The sequence below is a fragment of the Ruegeria sp. YTSC325 genome (assembly GCF_059609525.1).
On the sequence record NZ_JBXWLY010000004.1, the window covers coordinates 17,694 to 33,719 of the forward strand.

General features: G+C 56.5%; 15 protein-coding genes and 1 tRNA gene. 8 read left to right on the plus strand and 8 right to left on the minus strand.

Translation table 11 applies throughout. The features are described 5' to 3' along the window. The first annotated feature begins 85 nt into the window (after positions 1-85). Complete coding sequence (locus AC2FF7_RS07415) at positions 86-877, plus strand: DUF1194 domain-containing protein (protein ID WP_496905447.1); 792 nt, start codon at positions 86-88, stop codon at positions 875-877. Between the two features lie 210 nt (positions 878-1,087). On the opposite strand, the gene AC2FF7_RS07420 is transcribed toward AC2FF7_RS07415, so the two are convergent. Continuing rightward, positions 1,088-1,162: transfer RNA gene (locus tag AC2FF7_RS07420), tRNA-Gln, on the minus strand. 282 nt (positions 1,163-1,444) lie between these two features. On the opposite strand from AC2FF7_RS07420, the gene AC2FF7_RS07425 reads away from it, so the two are divergent. Further along, on the plus strand, positions 1,445-2,353 hold the full coding sequence (locus AC2FF7_RS07425; protein WP_480867938.1) for a haloalkane dehalogenase: 909 nt from the start codon (positions 1,445-1,447) through the stop codon (positions 2,351-2,353). Positions 2,354-2,370: 17 nt separating this feature from the next. Here the strand turns inward: AC2FF7_RS07425 and AC2FF7_RS07430 are convergent, their stop codons facing one another. Next, positions 2,371-2,862: an SH3 domain-containing protein gene (locus tag AC2FF7_RS07430; RefSeq protein WP_170353108.1), complete on the minus strand. Its 492-nt coding sequence runs from the start codon at positions 2,860-2,862 to the stop codon at positions 2,371-2,373. Between the two features lie 168 nt (positions 2,863-3,030). On the opposite strand from AC2FF7_RS07430, the gene AC2FF7_RS07435 reads away from it, so the two are divergent. From AC2FF7_RS07435 to AC2FF7_RS07450, 4 genes are all read left to right on the plus strand, one after another. After that, positions 3,031-4,017, plus strand: a complete 987-nt coding sequence (locus tag AC2FF7_RS07435; RefSeq protein WP_353393464.1) for a 2-hydroxyacid dehydrogenase — start codon at positions 3,031-3,033, stop codon at positions 4,015-4,017. 43 nt (positions 4,018-4,060) lie between these two features. Next, positions 4,061-5,854 carry a gamma-glutamyltransferase gene (gene ggt, locus AC2FF7_RS07440; protein ID WP_496905448.1) on the plus strand — a complete coding sequence of 598 codons (1,794 nt, stop codon included), beginning with the start codon at positions 4,061-4,063 and terminating at the stop codon, positions 5,852-5,854. Between the two features lie 24 nt (positions 5,855-5,878). Beyond that, complete coding sequence (locus AC2FF7_RS07445) at positions 5,879-7,276, plus strand: FAD-binding oxidoreductase (RefSeq protein ID WP_480867934.1); 1,398 nt, start codon at positions 5,879-5,881, stop codon at positions 7,274-7,276. Between the two features lie 134 nt (positions 7,277-7,410). After that, positions 7,411-9,918, plus strand: a complete 2,508-nt coding sequence (locus AC2FF7_RS07450) for a GcvT family protein (protein ID WP_170724373.1) — start codon at positions 7,411-7,413, stop codon at positions 9,916-9,918. A gap of 177 nt (positions 9,919-10,095) precedes the next feature. Here AC2FF7_RS07450 and AC2FF7_RS07455 read toward each other — a convergent pair whose 3' ends face one another. Beyond that, positions 10,096-10,749: a DUF938 domain-containing protein gene (locus AC2FF7_RS07455; RefSeq protein WP_170352258.1), complete on the minus strand. Its 654-nt coding sequence runs from the start codon at positions 10,747-10,749 to the stop codon at positions 10,096-10,098. Continuing rightward, positions 10,749-11,813 carry an NAD(P)/FAD-dependent oxidoreductase gene (locus tag AC2FF7_RS07460; RefSeq protein WP_480867932.1) on the minus strand — a complete coding sequence of 355 codons (1,065 nt, stop codon included), beginning with the start codon at positions 11,811-11,813 and terminating at the stop codon, positions 10,749-10,751. Before AC2FF7_RS07460 ends, AC2FF7_RS07455 begins: the two co-directional genes overlap by 1 nt. A 121-nt stretch (positions 11,814-11,934) precedes the next feature. Here AC2FF7_RS07460 and AC2FF7_RS07465 point away from each other — a divergent pair, with 121 nt between their 5' ends. Then, entirely contained in the window at positions 11,935-12,327 is a 393-nt protein-coding gene (locus tag AC2FF7_RS07465; RefSeq protein WP_331251788.1) for a hypothetical protein, read from the plus strand. 3 nt (positions 12,328-12,330) lie between these two features. Then, entirely contained in the window at positions 12,331-13,563 is a 1,233-nt protein-coding gene (locus AC2FF7_RS07470) for an HlyD family secretion protein (RefSeq protein ID WP_496905449.1), read from the plus strand. Positions 13,564-13,603: 40 nt separating this feature from the next. Here AC2FF7_RS07470 and AC2FF7_RS07475 read toward each other — a convergent pair whose 3' ends face one another. The 4 genes from AC2FF7_RS07475 to AC2FF7_RS07490 all read right to left on the minus strand — a co-directional run bounded on the left by AC2FF7_RS07475 (position 13,604) and on the right by AC2FF7_RS07490 (position 16,003). Next, entirely contained in the window at positions 13,604-13,972 is a 369-nt protein-coding gene (locus tag AC2FF7_RS07475; protein ID WP_170352261.1) for a ribbon-helix-helix domain-containing protein, read from the minus strand. Between the two features lie 16 nt (positions 13,973-13,988). After that, positions 13,989-14,303: a muconolactone Delta-isomerase family protein gene (locus AC2FF7_RS07480; protein ID WP_170352262.1), complete on the minus strand. Its 315-nt coding sequence runs from the start codon at positions 14,301-14,303 to the stop codon at positions 13,989-13,991. Positions 14,304-14,330: 27 nt separating this feature from the next. After that, a complete protein-coding gene (locus AC2FF7_RS07485; protein ID WP_496905450.1) occupies positions 14,331-14,726 on the minus strand; it encodes a VOC family protein in 396 nt (131 codons plus the stop codon). A gap of 203 nt (positions 14,727-14,929) precedes the next feature. Continuing rightward, the gene (locus AC2FF7_RS07490) at positions 14,930-16,003 is read right to left on the minus strand and encodes a BMP family ABC transporter substrate-binding protein (RefSeq protein ID WP_496905451.1); all 1,074 of its coding nucleotides are present in this window, start codon (positions 16,001-16,003) and stop codon (positions 14,930-14,932) included. Positions 16,004-16,026: the final 23 nt, after the last annotated feature.

A 16,026-nucleotide genomic window follows, 5' to 3' on the forward strand; every position in this document is an offset into this window, starting at 1 on the left:
GCTATTTGTCCACAAAAACTTGATCAACCACTTGAAGCTTGACTTAACAGCGCATCGCGCCATCCGTTAAGTGATGCTACGAAACTTGCTCCTGGCAATTGTCGCAATTGCCTCACTCTCGGCAACTCCTGTCGCGTCTGAGAAAATTGAAGTCGATCTGGAACTGGCCCTTCTTGTCGACGTTTCAAGGTCGATGACTGAGCGAGAACTCGAGATTCAGCGGCTGGGTTACGCCGCAGCCTTGATGTCGGATGAAGTCTTCGCCGCTGTTCAGTCGGGCCCTTTGCAACGGGTGGCTTTGACATACGTCGAGTGGGCGGGAACACAAGACGTTATTGTTGACTGGATGCTGTTAGAAACGCGCGCTGATCTGAATGAGTTTGCGGGTGTTCTGACCACGCGTTTCGATCCCGCCTTGCGCCGCACTTCAATCTCTGAGGCCCTGATCTTCGGGGCAAGGATGATCGAAGGGAACAAATTCGAAGGTCTGCGTAAAGTTATCGACGTATCTGGCGACGGGCCCAACAATCAGGGTCGCCCGGTTTTGCAAGCCCGTGAGGCAGTATTGTCGAAGTCGATCACCATAAATGGGTTACCGCTGATGACCCGTGAAGGTATGGGGAGTCAGTGGCACCTCGACGATCTTGATGTCTACTATCAGAACTGTGTGACGGGCGGACCTGGTTCATTCGTAATCCCGGTGCTTGACTGGCAAGGTTTTGCGGAGGCCGTACGACGAAAATTGGTTCTGGAAATTGGGTCAGCGCCAGCAATAGGAGAGGCTATGAAGGCCCAATACATCGCACCCTCAGACTATGACTGCCTGATTGGCGAGAAGATCTGGGAACGGAACCAACAAATCTGGAGCGAACCCTAGACGCGGCCTTTGCATCAACCACCCGAGGTTCGATACAAAAAGTCAGCAGCAATTTTCTGAGGAAAACTAGTGTTCTGCGCTTTCAGTAGAAATGCACAGATGGTGATAAATCTTCGACACAGTGTGAGTAGACAAACTTATTGACATCGATTTGCACGAACCGAGTGAAATTTGCACGCTTATGGGTAATTCGCACATGTTCCGATGAACTGGCTGGGGTGGTAGGATTCGAACCTACGATACACGGTACCAAAAACCGCTGCCTTACCACTTGGCTACACCCCAACGGTGAGGCGCTATCTACGATTGTTGTCTGGGGGGTTCAAGTCCTTTCAGGCAAAAAATCAGCTCAGGTTAAAATATTTTTTCAAACCTGAGCAGCCGCCATACTGGGGTCTTCAGGACAGCATTAAAGGGATCGCTTTTTCAAGGCTCGTAGCCCTCAAGCTCTAGAAGATCGCCGCAAAAACGGTGTGCTCGGAAACCGCTGCTAGGCATTGTGATGTGACAGGCAACCTAAGTGCGTGCCATTCATTTAAATAGCCCATCATAAAAAGTAGGTGAAAGATGAAATATCTGCGCACACCAGACGAACGTTTCCAAGAGTTGTCGGACTACGATTTCACTCCGCATTACACACAGATCGACGACACTGAAGGCGGGTTTATGCGAATCCACCATGTCGACCAAGGACCGCAAGAGGCCGCGCCTGTCTTGATGATGCATGGTGAGCCAAGTTGGTCATACCTGTACCGACATATGATTAAGGGATTCGTTGCGCAGGGTCATCGGGCGATTGCACCGGATTTGATTGGCTTTGGGCGGTCGGACAAACCGACCGAGCGCGACGATTACACCTATGCGCGCCATGTGGCCTGGATGGGAGAATGGCTTCGCAAAACGGATCTACATAACATTACGTTGTTCTGTCAGGACTGGGGCGGTTTGATCGGCCTGAGACTATGGGCAGAAATGCCGGACAGATTCGCACGTATTGTGGTTTCGAATACGGCTTTACCCACTGGTGATCAGCCAATGGGTGAGGCGTTCGAAAATTGGCGGACATTCAGTCAGACTGTCCCGGTTTTTCCGGCAGGTGGCATCCTTCAAGGCGGAACCGAGACGAGCTTGTCCGACGAGACATTGGCAGCCTATGACGCGCCGTTTCCCGATGAAAGCTACAAAGCCGGAGCGCGCCAGTTCCCCATGCTTGTTCCCGCGTCACCGGACGATCCGGCCGCTGGACCTAACAGGCAGGCTTGGGAGGTGATACAGGGACTTAAAACTCCGGTTCTTACGGCCTTTGGCGCAGATGACAAAGTCATGGCAGGGATCGATCAGATATTCCAAAAACTGTGCCCCGGCGCTGCGGGACAACCGCATGTCGTGCTGCCCAAGGCAGGCCACTTTCTGCAAGAGGATGTTGGCACCGAACTGGTAAAGCTGACCTGCGATTTTATTGAACGGACGTCCTAGTTACCGGAGCAAGCCGATCATTCGCGAACTTCACCGGGGTCTACACCCCAAAGATTCGACTTGAGTGTCCAACCTTTGTAACCACCGGCTGAGATCCGACACCAGTCAATGGTGCAACTGCCCAGCCGGGCAACAACTCCGGCCTCGAACTGGGCGCTGACCGGTGAGTTCGGATCGGGGTTGGTGTATACGGGCAGCATTTCGGATTCGATCAAAACCGTCCGTACGCCGGACAACAAAGCATAGTGTACCCAGCCACCGGCTCCGTCGCGATCCTGAACCTTCCGCCAGTTTCCGAATTCGGCCGTCACCTGCAAGGGCATCCCACGCCGTTTGAAGACCCAGTCGATTCGATGTGTCAAAGACGGGCCGCGCCGTACATTTCCCTCGGCCGCCTTCATCGAGACGAAACGCGGCAGCGGCAGGTTTGTGACTTGGCCGCGTTTATCCTGTGCAGCTGCGCTTGACGCGCAAATTCCTATCAGGATCACGCTTATCAGCGCCGCTATTCGGCGTTTTGCGGGTAGAATACCACTCACTGACGGTCTGCTCTTGTGCCTGTTGATCTTGTTTCGAAAAAAGGTGGTTTCAATGCCCTTGGGGTTCTTGTGCCCCGCCTTTTCCTGCGCCACGATGCCATGGCGCGCGAAGTTTTGCAAAGCAGTGGGAGTGCACAGGTGCCAAGAGAACGTCTGAGTGTTGTCGTTACGCGACGGTTGCCCGAGGCGGTGGAAACGCGATTGAGCGAACTGTTCGATGTTCAGCTGCGTACAGACGATGCCCCCATGACCCGAGATGAGCTTGTCGCCGCGGTCAAAGAGGCAGATGTGCTGGTTCCCACCATCACCGATACAATCGACGGCGGGCTGCTGGGGCAGGCGGGTGAGAACCTGCGTCTGATCGCCAACTATGGTGCAGGGGTCGACAATATTGATGTGGCAACCGCCCGCCAGCGGGGCATTCTGGTGTCCAACACTCCGGGTGTGCTGACCGATGATACCGCTGATATGACCATGGCTCTGATTCTTGCCGTGACGCGTCGTATTCCCGAGGGGCTCTCGGTGATGCAAAAATCCGAATGGGATGGCTGGGCTCCTAATGCGTTGTTGGGCGGCAGAATCGGCGGGCGCCGTCTGGGCATCCTTGGTATGGGCCGGATCGGTCAGGCCGTAGCGCGGCGGGCCAGCGCCTTTGGGATGCAGGTGCACTACCATAACCGCCGCCGGCTACGGCCTGAAACGGAACACGAGCTTGAGGCAACCTATTGGGAAAGCCTTGACCAGATGGTTGCTAGGATGGATGTGATTTCTATCAACTGCCCGTCGACACCGTCCACTTTTCACCTGATGAACGCGCGGCGGCTGAAGCTGATGAAACCCTCGGCGGTGATCGTGAACACTTCGCGCGGCGAGGTGATCGATGAAAACGCTTTGACCCGGTTGATCCGCTCGGGCGAGATCGCCGGGGCCGGTCTGGATGTGTATGAGCACGGCACCGATGTGAACCCACGCCTGCGGCAATTGTCCAATGTCGTGTTGCTGCCTCATATGGGGTCCGCGACATTGGAAGGCCGGATTGAGATGGGCGAAAAGGTCATTATCAATATCAAAACATTCGAAGACGGCCACCGCCCACCGGATCAGGTGGTTCCTGCCATGCTCTGACACATCACGCAGGCTGGTTGCTTTTATTTTTTAGGAGGACACTATGAAACGAAGTCTGATTTCAGGATTGTTATTGTCCGTCATGGCCTTTGCTGGCCCGGCCATAGCGCAAGAAGCAGCCGACACCGTCGCACCCGAAGGTGGTTCGACCGGGCAGGTTCAGGGCCTGACCGAAGAGGTCATCGCCGCACTTGAAGCCAAGCTTGCGGGCGAGCCGGTCACTTCGGAAAACTGGATGGTCGCAGCAGCGAACCCGCTGGCAGTTGAAGCTGGGGCCAAGGTTCTGCGGGCCGGAGGATCAGCTGCCGATGCGATGGTTGCCGTTCAGGTTGTACTGGGTCTGGTTGAACCTCAGTCGTCGGGCCTTGGGGGCGGTGCGTTCCTGGTCTGGTATGATGCCGCAACCGGTAAGATGACCACGTTGGATGGCCGTGAAACGGCTCCGTTAGAGGCAAACCATCGTCTGTTTCAGGATGAAAATGGCGAGCCGCTCAAGTTCTTCGATGCTGTTGTCGGCGGCTTGTCTGTCGGAACACCAGGCACCCCGGCACTGTTGGAAGAAGCGCATCGCCGCTGGGGCCGCAGCCCATGGCCCAGCCTTTTTGCAGACGGGATCACACTGGCTGACGACGGATTCCTGGTTTCGCCCCGGTTGGCAAGCCTTGTTGAAAAGGACGCCGAGCGACTGTCACGTTTTCCGGTAACGGCCTCGTATTTCCTGCCGGATGGCAAGCCGCTTGAGCAGGGGCAGCGTCTGGTGAATCCGGACTATGCTGACACGCTGCGGGCGCTTGCCAGCGAAGGCTCGGCTGGCTTCTATGGCGGAGAGATCGCCGCCGGGATCGTTAGCACCGTTCGCGGGGCCGAAGGCAATCCCGGTGTATTGTCGGGTATCGATCTGGCGCTTTATCAGGTGATCGAACGCGAACCGGTCTGCGCGACCTATCGCGCCTACGAGGTCTGCGGCATGGGGCCGCCATCTTCCGGCGCGCTGACAGTTGGGCAGATCCTGGGCATGTTGGACGGGTATGATCTGGCCGAGTACGGACCAGAAGATATCAATACCTGGCGTCTGATCGGAGATGCCTCGCGGCTGGCTTTCGCTGATCGCGGCCGCTACATGGCCGATCACGACTTTGTCCCGATGCCGACACAGGGGCTGGTCGACCCCGGCTATTTGTCCGAACGCGGAGAGCTTTTGAACACAGATGGTGCTTTGATCGACGCGAAACCGGGTAACCCGGCCTTCGATCACGCATCAAACTGGGCAGATGACGTGTCGATTGAGCTGCCATCGACATCGCATATTTCGATCGTGGATCAATACGGCAATGTCCTTTCGATGACCACGACCATTGAGAATGGGTTTGGATCCCGTCTCATGACCAACGGGTTCTTGTTAAACAACGAATTGACGGACTTCTCGTTCAAGACCCACAAGGATGGTGTGCCAATTGCCAATCGGCTTGAACCCGGCAAGCGACCCCGGTCTTCGATGAGCCCGACAATCGTAACGCAGGACGGTAAACCGGTTCTGGCCATCGGCTCGCCCGGAGGCAGCCGGATCATTGGCTATGTCGCCAAGTCGATCATCGCGTGGGCAGACTGGGATATGGATGTCCAGCAGGCCCTGTCCTTGCCGCATCTGGTCAACCGGTTCGGCACCTATGACGTGGAACAAGGCACTGCAGCCGAAGGGTTCACGGATGGTCTGACCGCGCTGGGATACGAGGTTAATCCACGCGACCTGACCTCGGGGTTGCACGCGATCGAGATCGGCGACGTTCTGATTGGTGGCGCGGATCCAAGACGTGAAGGCATTGCGCTGGGCGAATAACCCAGCGCCTCAACAAGGAGCAGCATGGTGCAGGCAGTTGCGTTGCCCCGGAATGAAAACGGGATACAAACGGTTGTCGGAATTCTGAAACAGAAATTCGGCGACCGGTTGCAAACCGGTAAGGCCATTCGAGAACAGCATGGCCACACGACGACCTGGATTGAAAACCAAAGCCCCGACGCCGTTGTTTTTCCGCATTCTACCGACGAAGTGGCCGAGATTGTCAAAGCCTGCGCCACTCACAAGGTTCCGGTGATCGCGTTTGGCACCGGAACCTCGCTTGAGGGGCATGTGAATGCGCCTGCCGGAGGAATTTCGGTTGATCTGACACAGATGAACGAGGTGCTGGCCGTGAATGCCAGCGATCTGGACTGTGTCGTGCAACCCGGTGTCACGCGCGAAGATCTGAATACCCATCTGCGCGATCAGGGCCTGTTCTTTCCAATCGATCCCGGCGCGAATGCGTCGCTGGGTGGAATGGCGGCCACGCGCGCCTCGGGTACGAACGCGGTGCGCTACGGTACGATGAAGGATAATATCCTCAGCCTTGAGACCGTGATGCCCGATGGGCAGATCATACGTACCGGCCACCGGGCTAAAAAATCCTCGGCCGGGTATGATTTGACCCGTTTGCTGATCGGCGCCGAAGGCACGCTGGGCATCATTACCGAGATCACCTTGCGACTGCAGGGCATCCCCGAGGCAATCTCCTCGGCGCGTTGTTCTTTTCCAACCGTCGATGCGGCCTGTCAGGCTGTGATGATGACCATTCAATACGGTGTGCCTGTTGCCCGCATAGAACTTCTGGACGAGATGTCGGTGCGCGCCGCCAATGCCTATTCCAATCTGGCCTTGCCGGAAACGCCGCTGCTGTTGCTTGAGTTTCACGGCTCGGAACACGGTGCCGTCGAACAAGCCGAGACCTTCGGTCAAATCGCTGAAGAATTTCAGGGTACGGATTTTACTGCGACCACGACCACCGAAGAGCGGAACAAGCTGTGGCAGGCCCGGCACGATATGTATTGGGCAAGCCTGCAGCTTCGGCCGGGCGCGCGCGGAATCTCTACCGATGTCTGCGTTCCGATCTCGCGACTGGCCGAGTGCGTCACGGCCACGCAAGATAAGGCGCAAGAACTGGGCCTGATGGCCCCCATGGTTGGGCATGTCGGAGACGGCAACTTTCATACCTTGTTGCTGATCGACATGGACAATGCCGATGAGGTCGCAAAAGCAGATGGTTTTGTGGGTTGGCTGAACGATCTTGCGATCTCGATGGAGGGTACCTGCACCGGAGAACATGGAATCGGTCAGGGCAAGCGTCCGTATCTGGTCAAAGAACTGGGTGAAGCCACTCGTTATATGGCAGCCATTAAGGCGGCGCTGGATCCCGACAACATCATGAACCCCGGCAAAATTCTGTAGCTGCTTCACTTCCATTTGAGTGAATGCGCCACCAAAGGTCGGTTTTGCCCTTTTTTGCGTCGGCTGGACTTCGCGCTTAGACGCAGGCTTGGGCATAAACCTTGCCAAACAGACTCAATCCGGAGAGCGGGCGAATGAAAACCCAAGTCAAAGCACTGGTTGTCGGCGGCGGTGCCGTCGGGACCTCGATTGCATACCACCTTGCCAAGGCAGGCTGGGACGATGTGATGCTGATCGAACGGGACGAGCTGACATCTGGTTCTACGTGGCACGCAGCGGGCTTGTTGCCACTGTTCAACATGTCCTATGCGACCACCCACATCCACAAATACTCGGTCGATTTCTACAAGACGCTTGAGGAAGAGACCGGCCTGAACGCGGGCTTTGCCGTGGTCGGCAACCTTCGCATGGCGCAGACTCAAGAGCGTATGGACGAATACATGCTCTATGCCTCGACCGCCGAGACCTGTGACGTGGCTTATGAATGGCTGACACCCGAGCAGATCAAGGAACGCTGGCCGCTGATCGAAACCTCGGACCTGAAGGGCGCGATCTATCACACCGAAGATGGCTATATTAACCCCGCAGACGTAACGCAGGCGATGGCCAAGGGTGCCCGTCAGCGCGGAGTTGATATCGTCCGAAAACTGCAGGCCGATGCTTTCCACTGGAACGGCACCCACTGGGAAGTCACCTGCACCAAGATGGTCGAAAAGGGCGGCAACCTTGTCGAAAGCGACGAGCAGGTGGTTATCACGGCCGAACATGTCGTGACCGCATCGGGTAACCACGCACAGCGCACCGCCAAGATGCTGGGCATCAAGATGCCTGCGATCCCGGTCGAGCACACGTTTATCGTCATGGACAAAGACCCCGAGCTGGTCAAATGGCGTGAAGCCGGTAACCCCGAACACCCTGTTGTTCGTGACGCTGACAACGAGTCCTATGCGCGAGAGGAACGTGGCGGCTGGATTTTGGGTATCTACGAACACGGTGCTCCCGCGCGCTTTGAACATGGCGTGCCCGACAGCTTCCGTGCTGACCTTTTCCCGCTGGATCTGGACCGGATCGCGGATCAGTACATGGCGATGGCTGAGCGTGTGCCGTCCTGCGCCGAATCCGGCCTGAAAGACGATTTTAACGGCCCGATCTGCTATACCCCCGACGGCAACCCGCTGGTTGGTCCGGCTCCGGGCCTGCGCAATATGTGGCTGGCCGAGGGCTTCTCGTTCGGGATCACTGCTGCAGGCGGCACTGGCTATTACCTGGCGCAGATGATGGTTGACGGCGAAGCCGAGATCGACATGGCCTCGCTGGACCCCAAACGGTATTCGTCGAACTGGATGACCACCGAATTCGCGGCGCGCAAGAACGAAGAATGCTATGAGCACGTCTACATCCTGCACCACCCCGACGAAGAGCGTGAAGCCTGCCGTCCGCTGCGTACTGTTCCGGCCTATGACCGCCAGAAAGCGCGCGGTGCTCAGTTTGGCTGGGTCAACGGCTGGGAACGTCCGAACTATTTTGGCCCCGTCGATGCGCCTGATAACTTCGACAAAGAAAGCCGCAGCTTCCGTCGCGGTGGCTGGTGGAAACACGCCGTGGAAGAAGCCAAGGCGATCCGCGAAGGCGTGGGCCTGATCGACGCGTCGGCCTTCACCAAGCACGTCGTCAAAGGCCCCGGTGCGACTCAGTTCCTGGATTGGTTCACCTGCAACAAGCTGCCCAAGGTCGGTCGCATCAACCTGACCTACGCGCTGACCTCGCATGGGACCACCCGCACCGAATACACCATCGTTCGCAATGGCGAGAACAACTACTACATCGTCTCTGCCGGTGCCTGGACCGAGTATGACGCGGATTATCTGCGCAAGGCGGCCGAGGACAAGATGGAGGAGTTCGGTTACATCGAGATCCAGGACGTGACCACCCAGTGGGGCGTCTTCGCCATCGCCGGACCCAAGTCGCGTGACGTTCTGAAAGAGGTCATCAAAGACGCCGATCCGGAAACCGCATTGTCCAACAAACGCTTCCCGTGGCTGTCGGCCCGTCAGATCGAGCTGGGCATGTGCCCGGTCAACGCGATCCGCGTGGCCTATACCGGCGAACTGGGTTGGGAACTGCACCACCCGATCGAGATGCAGAACTATCTGTTCGACCTGCTGGAAAAAGCCGGTGAGAAACACGGTATGAAGCTGGTCGGCGCCCGCGCCCAGAACTGGCTGCGTCAGGAGAAATCCTATCGCGCCTTCGGCACCGAGCTGGGTCGCGATGCAACCCCGCTGGAAGCCGATCTGCCGCGCTTTGTCGACCTGTCGAAAGACTTCTACGGCAAGGCCAAGCTGGAAGAGACCGGTGTGCGCGTGAAGTGCTGCACTCTGCTGATTGACGGGCCGGACGATGCGGACCCGTGGGGCCGCGAGGCGCTGTATACGCCGGAAGGTGAACGCGTGGGCCGTCTGACCTCGGGCGGTTATTCGGTCGCGTTCGAGAAATCTATCGGCATGGGCTATGTGAAGCCTGAGCTGGCGGTCGAAGGCACCAAGCTGCAAGTTAAAATACAGGACAAGCTGTGGGATGCGGTTGTGACCTGCGACAGCCCATATGATCCAAAGAACGAAACCATCCGAAAGGACGGTTAATACAGAGTATCAACTCGGGCGGCGCAAAAAATGCGCCGCCTGAAAAATCCGATTTGGCAGGTCAGGCGTTTTCGGTCAGAGAAAGCCGTGAATTACTGCAGAAGCTGTAGGCTCGTGTGATAGGATAACCCAGCCTAACGGGGTAGCAGACACACCGGCAACAGGTTTGGGTTTCGATCAGAGGCCAGGCTTTTCCACTACAAACGCCAAATTGTTTGCAGGCATCTCAATGGTTTTCACAAGGGTGAGGCCCTGTTCCAGCATACACCCGATAATGTCTTGATCGTTCTTGTACCCGATTTCCGTATCTTGTTGCACCAACGCGTCATGGAACCGTTGGTCACCATCACTGGTCAGTTGCCCTGATCGCATGAAAGGCCCGTAAAGGATAAAGCGTCCGCGTGGATTCAGGGCCTTTGCAGCCTCAGTCAGAATGGTTTGAGTTTCCTGCCAGCTGATCAGATGCGTCAAGTTGATCAGGACAATCAGGTCGCGTTCACCATACTCTTCATGCCACCCCGCTGCCGTTGCATCCAATTCCACAGAGTTGGCAATATTGGCATGCTCGGCAGCATACGTGTCGATGCTAGAGCGCCGCTCTGGCTCAATTTCAGTCGGTTGCCACACCAAACCGGGCAGTTTTCGGGCGAATGCGCTGACGTGCTGCCCTGTGCCACTGGCAAGCTCCAGCGCTTGGCCAGCGGTCGGAGCCCATTCCGCAAGTAGGTCTGATAAGGCTTCGGTGTTGCGGGTGGCCGCCGGGGCGATCATTCGGGCGCCCTCGGCCTGCGTTGCAACACTGGCGTTTGCGGGAAGGGTGCGTTTGCTCATTATCGGAACCTGCAGGGCTTTAGGGCGTTTACACTGTCTGCGTCTAAGTCAGAGGTCGCGCCAGTTACCAAATCTGCAACCAGCTTAGACGCGGCGGGCGATGTCTGGAACCCATACCCGCCCTGACCGGCAGACCAGATAAATGTCGGCTCGGACGGTTCCGGCCCCAGAACCAATGTGCCGTCCGGGGCAAAGCTGCGTAGCCCAGCCCAGTTGGCCTCAAGCCGGGTAACGGGTTCAGTCATCATTTCTTCGTACCGGGCCAGCCCTTCGGCAAGGATCATGTCGTCCGCATAGGCGTCATGTGGCGGCACAGGGGTCGCCTCGGACGGAGAGACGATCAGACTGCCTGCGTCTGGTTTGGCATACCACCCTTCGCCTGCACCCAGCATCATGGGCCAATCTCGAACATCGTAGCCACCCGGAGCTGGAATGCGTGCCATCGATCGTCGCTTAGGAGTGATACCAACCGGCGCAATCCCAGCCAAAGCAGCGACCTCGTCGACCCAGGGTCCGGCGGCATTGATGACAAGGCGCGCTTCGTAACGATGTTGACCGTCAACCACCCAGTTCTTGTTTTTTTTCAGGGACGTGACACGGTTTTTTGTCAGAACCTCTCCGTCATTGCGGCGAATGGTTCGGGCAAAATCCTGCATCAAACGGTCGGTGTCGATGTCGAATGCGGCGTCGCTGATCGCCGCGTGGCTCAGGACCTCTGGGTTCAGGATAGGCACACGCGAAACTGCGTCCGAGTTGGAGATAACTTGCATTGAAAGATCGCTGACATCGCGGTCAAAGGCCTCTTGCTGCGATGCGTTGGCAACCAACATAAGACCGCGTGGAGTAAGATACCCACCTTCGTGCAGAAACCCGGCGCTGGCCCGGTTCAAAGCAACGACCGATGGAGGGCCATAGCTTTCCTCGAACAAGGCGGCCGAGCGGCCAGAGGCGTGGTACCCAAGGGCGTCTTCGGCCTCGAGCACGGCAACTTTACCGAAAGCAGACAGGCGCGCCCCGGTGCTGAGACCAGCTATCCCTCCACCGATGATGAGGAAATCTATCATGCCGCTTGAATCCTTGAAAAAAACCGCACAGACGGGGCAAGCCGCGCAGCGCATACTAAGCAGGCTTGAATTTGGGCATCAACCCATCCAAACACGTCATATACAATTATAGGAGGGCAGGGTGACAGCCGCAGATTTACACCCAATGGCCACGGGACATATTCCGCACTACGTGGTCCAGGCGGATGGCAGTGATTATCTTTTGACGTTCATGTTCGTGTTTACGGTCGGTGTGATCATCTTGATCGGTGTGGGGTATTTCACGCTGCATTCGATTCCGGAAAAAATCGCACACGAATCCAATCATCCACAGTTTCAACTGGTTGGTATTCTTGCCCTGCTGGCCTTGTTTACTCATAACGGCTTGTTCTGGATTGCCGCCATCTTGGTCGCCGGTTTTCAATTTCCCGACATAGGTGCGCCATTGCGTGCGATTGCCGATGCGATCCGATCTTTGGGGCCGCAGCGTCAGGATCCAACCGCGCCCCCGTCGCCCGAGCATCAGGAGCAATAAGATATGCTTGAAACGCTGATGTGTGCACTGGTCACGGTGCTACCGGATTATTTGTTCCGTCGCTTTGTCCAAGGCAAACGGATCGGGCACGAGATTACCCTGTTCACCATGTGGTATGAGTTGCGCTGGGGTCTGACCACCTGCGCCATTCTGGCGCTCACCGTGATCACTACGCTGTTCTATTTTCACCCTGCCAGCAAGACAGCAGCGTCTTACTTTCGTACGGTGACAATCCTGCCGCAATTGGGTGGACGCGTCGCCGAGGTTTATGTGACCAACAACCAGCTGGTTGTTGCTGGGCAGCCCATTTTCCGAATGGAAGATTTTACCCAAACGGCAATGGTCGAGGCCGCCCATGCGCAGATCGCACAGGTTCAGGCCTCTTTGAAAGTGGCCGAGACCGATCTGGCCGAAGCGACTGCCGGAATTGCGGGTGCCAAGGCCTCGCTGGATCAGGCGTTTGAGGACCTTGAGCGTAACACGACTCTGCGCGACGAAGGGTCCAGTGCCGTGCGTCTGGCCGAAATTGACCGGCTGGAAAACATCGTGGCTGAACGCGAAGCCAAACTTGTGGCTGCAGAGGCGAAACGAGCCGCTGTTGTTCAACAGATCGAAGAGCTGATCCCGGCACAGCTTGCCAGTGCGAACGCGCAACTGGACGCGGCCCTGACCGAGCTGGACAAGACCGTTGTTGCCGCAGGTGTGACAGGTCGGATCGAGCAATTCGGCCTGCAGGTCGGCGATTTCGTAAGCCCCTTGTTGCGCCCTGCGGGCATTCTGGTGCCGTCGCATTCGGGGCATGATCGGTTTCAGGCCGCGTTCAACCAGATGTCTGCACAAGTCATCAAGCCCGGCATGATTGGCGAGTTGGGTTGTATGACCAAGCCCTTTACCGTCATCCCAATGGTCGTGGTGCAGGTTCAGGACGTGATCCCATCCGGGCAAATGCGCCCGTCCGACGAATTGCGTGACGTGCAGGCCAACACCTACCCTGGCTCGATCCTTGTTTACATGGAACCGCTCTACAAAGGCATGGCTGACGACATCCCTACGGGCAGCAACTGTTTGGCGAATGTCTACACCAGCAATCACGAGAGGCTGGAGCATGAAGATCTGGGCTTCTGGCATGCAGCGTTCTTGCACGTGGTCGATACGATCGGTGTGGTTCACGCAGCGGGTCTGCGCTTGCGGTTGATCCTGATGCCTGTGAACACGCTGGTTCTGAGCGGGCATTAACGACAAAATGGCTGCATAGTTACAGAGACGCCCCAAAACATCATAGTTTTGGGGCGTTCTCGGCGCGGGCCTTTTGTTCAAGTGACAGAATATCTTGGGCTGGAAGCAAAGACAGGTTGACGTGTGCTTCAAGCGGGATCAGGCCGCGTAGTTGCAAATCAAGATATCGCAAACAACAGACCCGCAAGAATGACGTAAAATTACCTACATCATGCCCTGCATCCAGGCTTTCATTGTATAGCCTGTGCAACAGTTGGGGCACGGTAAGCTCATCCCTCTCGCTGACGGTTTCAAGCGTACGCCAGAAGAGCTCTTCCAGGCGCACGCTGGTGACCATACCTTCCATTCGGAATGAACGGGTGTGAGAAGCCCAAAGCGCCGGATCGGCATCGATAAACAACTGGCACATTGGGTTCCCCTTCGCTTCAGCGTCCCAGCCGCTCTTTGACGTCGGCCGCGAAGTCTTCGTATCGACGCAATGACTTCACCTCGACCTTAACATGATGACCCATTTTCTGCATGATGGGCAGATCGAACAGAATCCTGTCCAAAGTATCTGGATCCTCGACATCGACGATCGCCGTCACTTTGCGTTCACCGACAACCTTCCACAAGTCTTTGACGACGCCCGCCGACTTCGCGCCCAAGGCGGCTTCGGCCTCTTCTGCCCAGACTCCCAGCAGACCTTGCTGGGCCATCGTAGCATCGTATTCAACGTTGAAATTCAGTTGATAAAGCATGTTTTCCTCCGAGTTTTTTTGACGCGTTTAGATAAAGCGACCACCTTTTTCGATCACTTCGATTTGATAACCGGCGGGGTCCGACACAAAGAAAAACCGCGCTACGCGCGTTCCTCCGGGACAGAAATCCACGATGTCTTTGGGATGGGCTCCTAGATCACGGATGTGACCATGCATGGCGTCCAGGTCATCGACGACAAAGGCGATGTGACCGTATCCATTACCCAGATCATAAGGTTCACTACGATCTTTGTTTATGGTCAGTTCTAGCTCGAAATCGGAACCTTCCGAAATCATGTAGATCAGGGTAAAGCTTTCAAAGTCGAGCCGATCCTTAACCTTCAAATCAAAAGCTGTCTTATAAAACGTCACGGCCCGGTCTTCATCGATAACCCGGATCATGCTGTGTGCAAGTTTTGCCATCTGCGCACCTCCTGCGGCTTTGTACCGGGCAGAGAACGCGAAGTGGTATTATAGGACTAATACAACCCTGAATTTTTGCTGAAGAAGGCGTGCAACTCGGTTGATGGTTGCCGCCCTCAAGGCCAAGGTACACGTCAAAAGCAGACCAAGAAAAAAGGCCCGCAAATTCTGCGGGCCTTACAAGTATTCGCTGAGATACTGGTTTACTGCGGAATTTCGCCTTCCAGCCCTTCAACGTAGAAGTTCATGCCAGCCAGGGTACCGTCATCGGCTGTTTCGCCGTCCGCCAGCCAGTCGCTGCCGTCCTGCTTTTTGATCGGGCCGGTGAAGGGGTGGTATTCACCTGCAGCCATTGCGGCTTTCAAAGCCAGCGCCTCTTCCTTGACATCAGCAGGTACCGCGTCGGAAATCTCGCCGATAGCGACCATGCCTTCGCGGATACCGTCCCAGGTGTTCGCGCTTTCCCATGTGCCGTCCATCACGGCCTTGGTCCGTGCGATGTAGTAAGGTGCCCAGTCATCAATGATTGACGAGACGCGCGGGAAGGGGGCGTATTCGCTCATGTCAGATGCCTGGCCGAAGGTGACAACGTTGCCCGCTTCTTGTGCGGCGGCCTGCGGTGCGGTCGAGTCAGTGTGCTGCAGGATCACGTCCGCGCCCTGTTCGATCAGAACGGTGGCCGCGTCAGCCTCTTTTGCCGGGTCAAACCAGGTGTAGGCCCAGATGATCTTGAACTCGACATCCGGGTTTACGGCTTTGGCGTGCAGATAGGCCGAGTTGATGCCCCGGATCACTTCAGGGATCGGGTAGGATCCAATATAACCGATGATATTCGACTTAGTCATCTTACCCGCTATGTGACCCTGAACCGCGCGGCCTTCGTAGAAACGCGCCGAATAGACCGAGACGTTTTCGGCAGTTTTATAGCCGGTCGCGTGCTCGAACTTCACGTTCGGGAATTTCTTGGCAACGTTGATGGTCGGGTCCATGTAACCAAACGAGGTGGTAAAGATCAGGTCTGCGCCTTCCAGCGCCATCTGCGTCATTACGCGCTCGGCGTCGGGGCCTTCTGGGACGGACTCGACAAACACGGTTTCAACCTTGTCTCCAAACTCTTCTTCAATGGCCAGACGACCTTTGTTGTGTTCGTATGTCCAGCCGCCATCGCCGACTGGGCCAACGTAAACGAAGCCGACCTTTGTCTTTTCGTCGGCCATTGCGCCCGAAGCCAGCCCGAGCGCCATGGCGGCGCTTGCCAAAAGTGTAGTGAATTTCATGTGGTACTCCCCAAGTTGGTTCA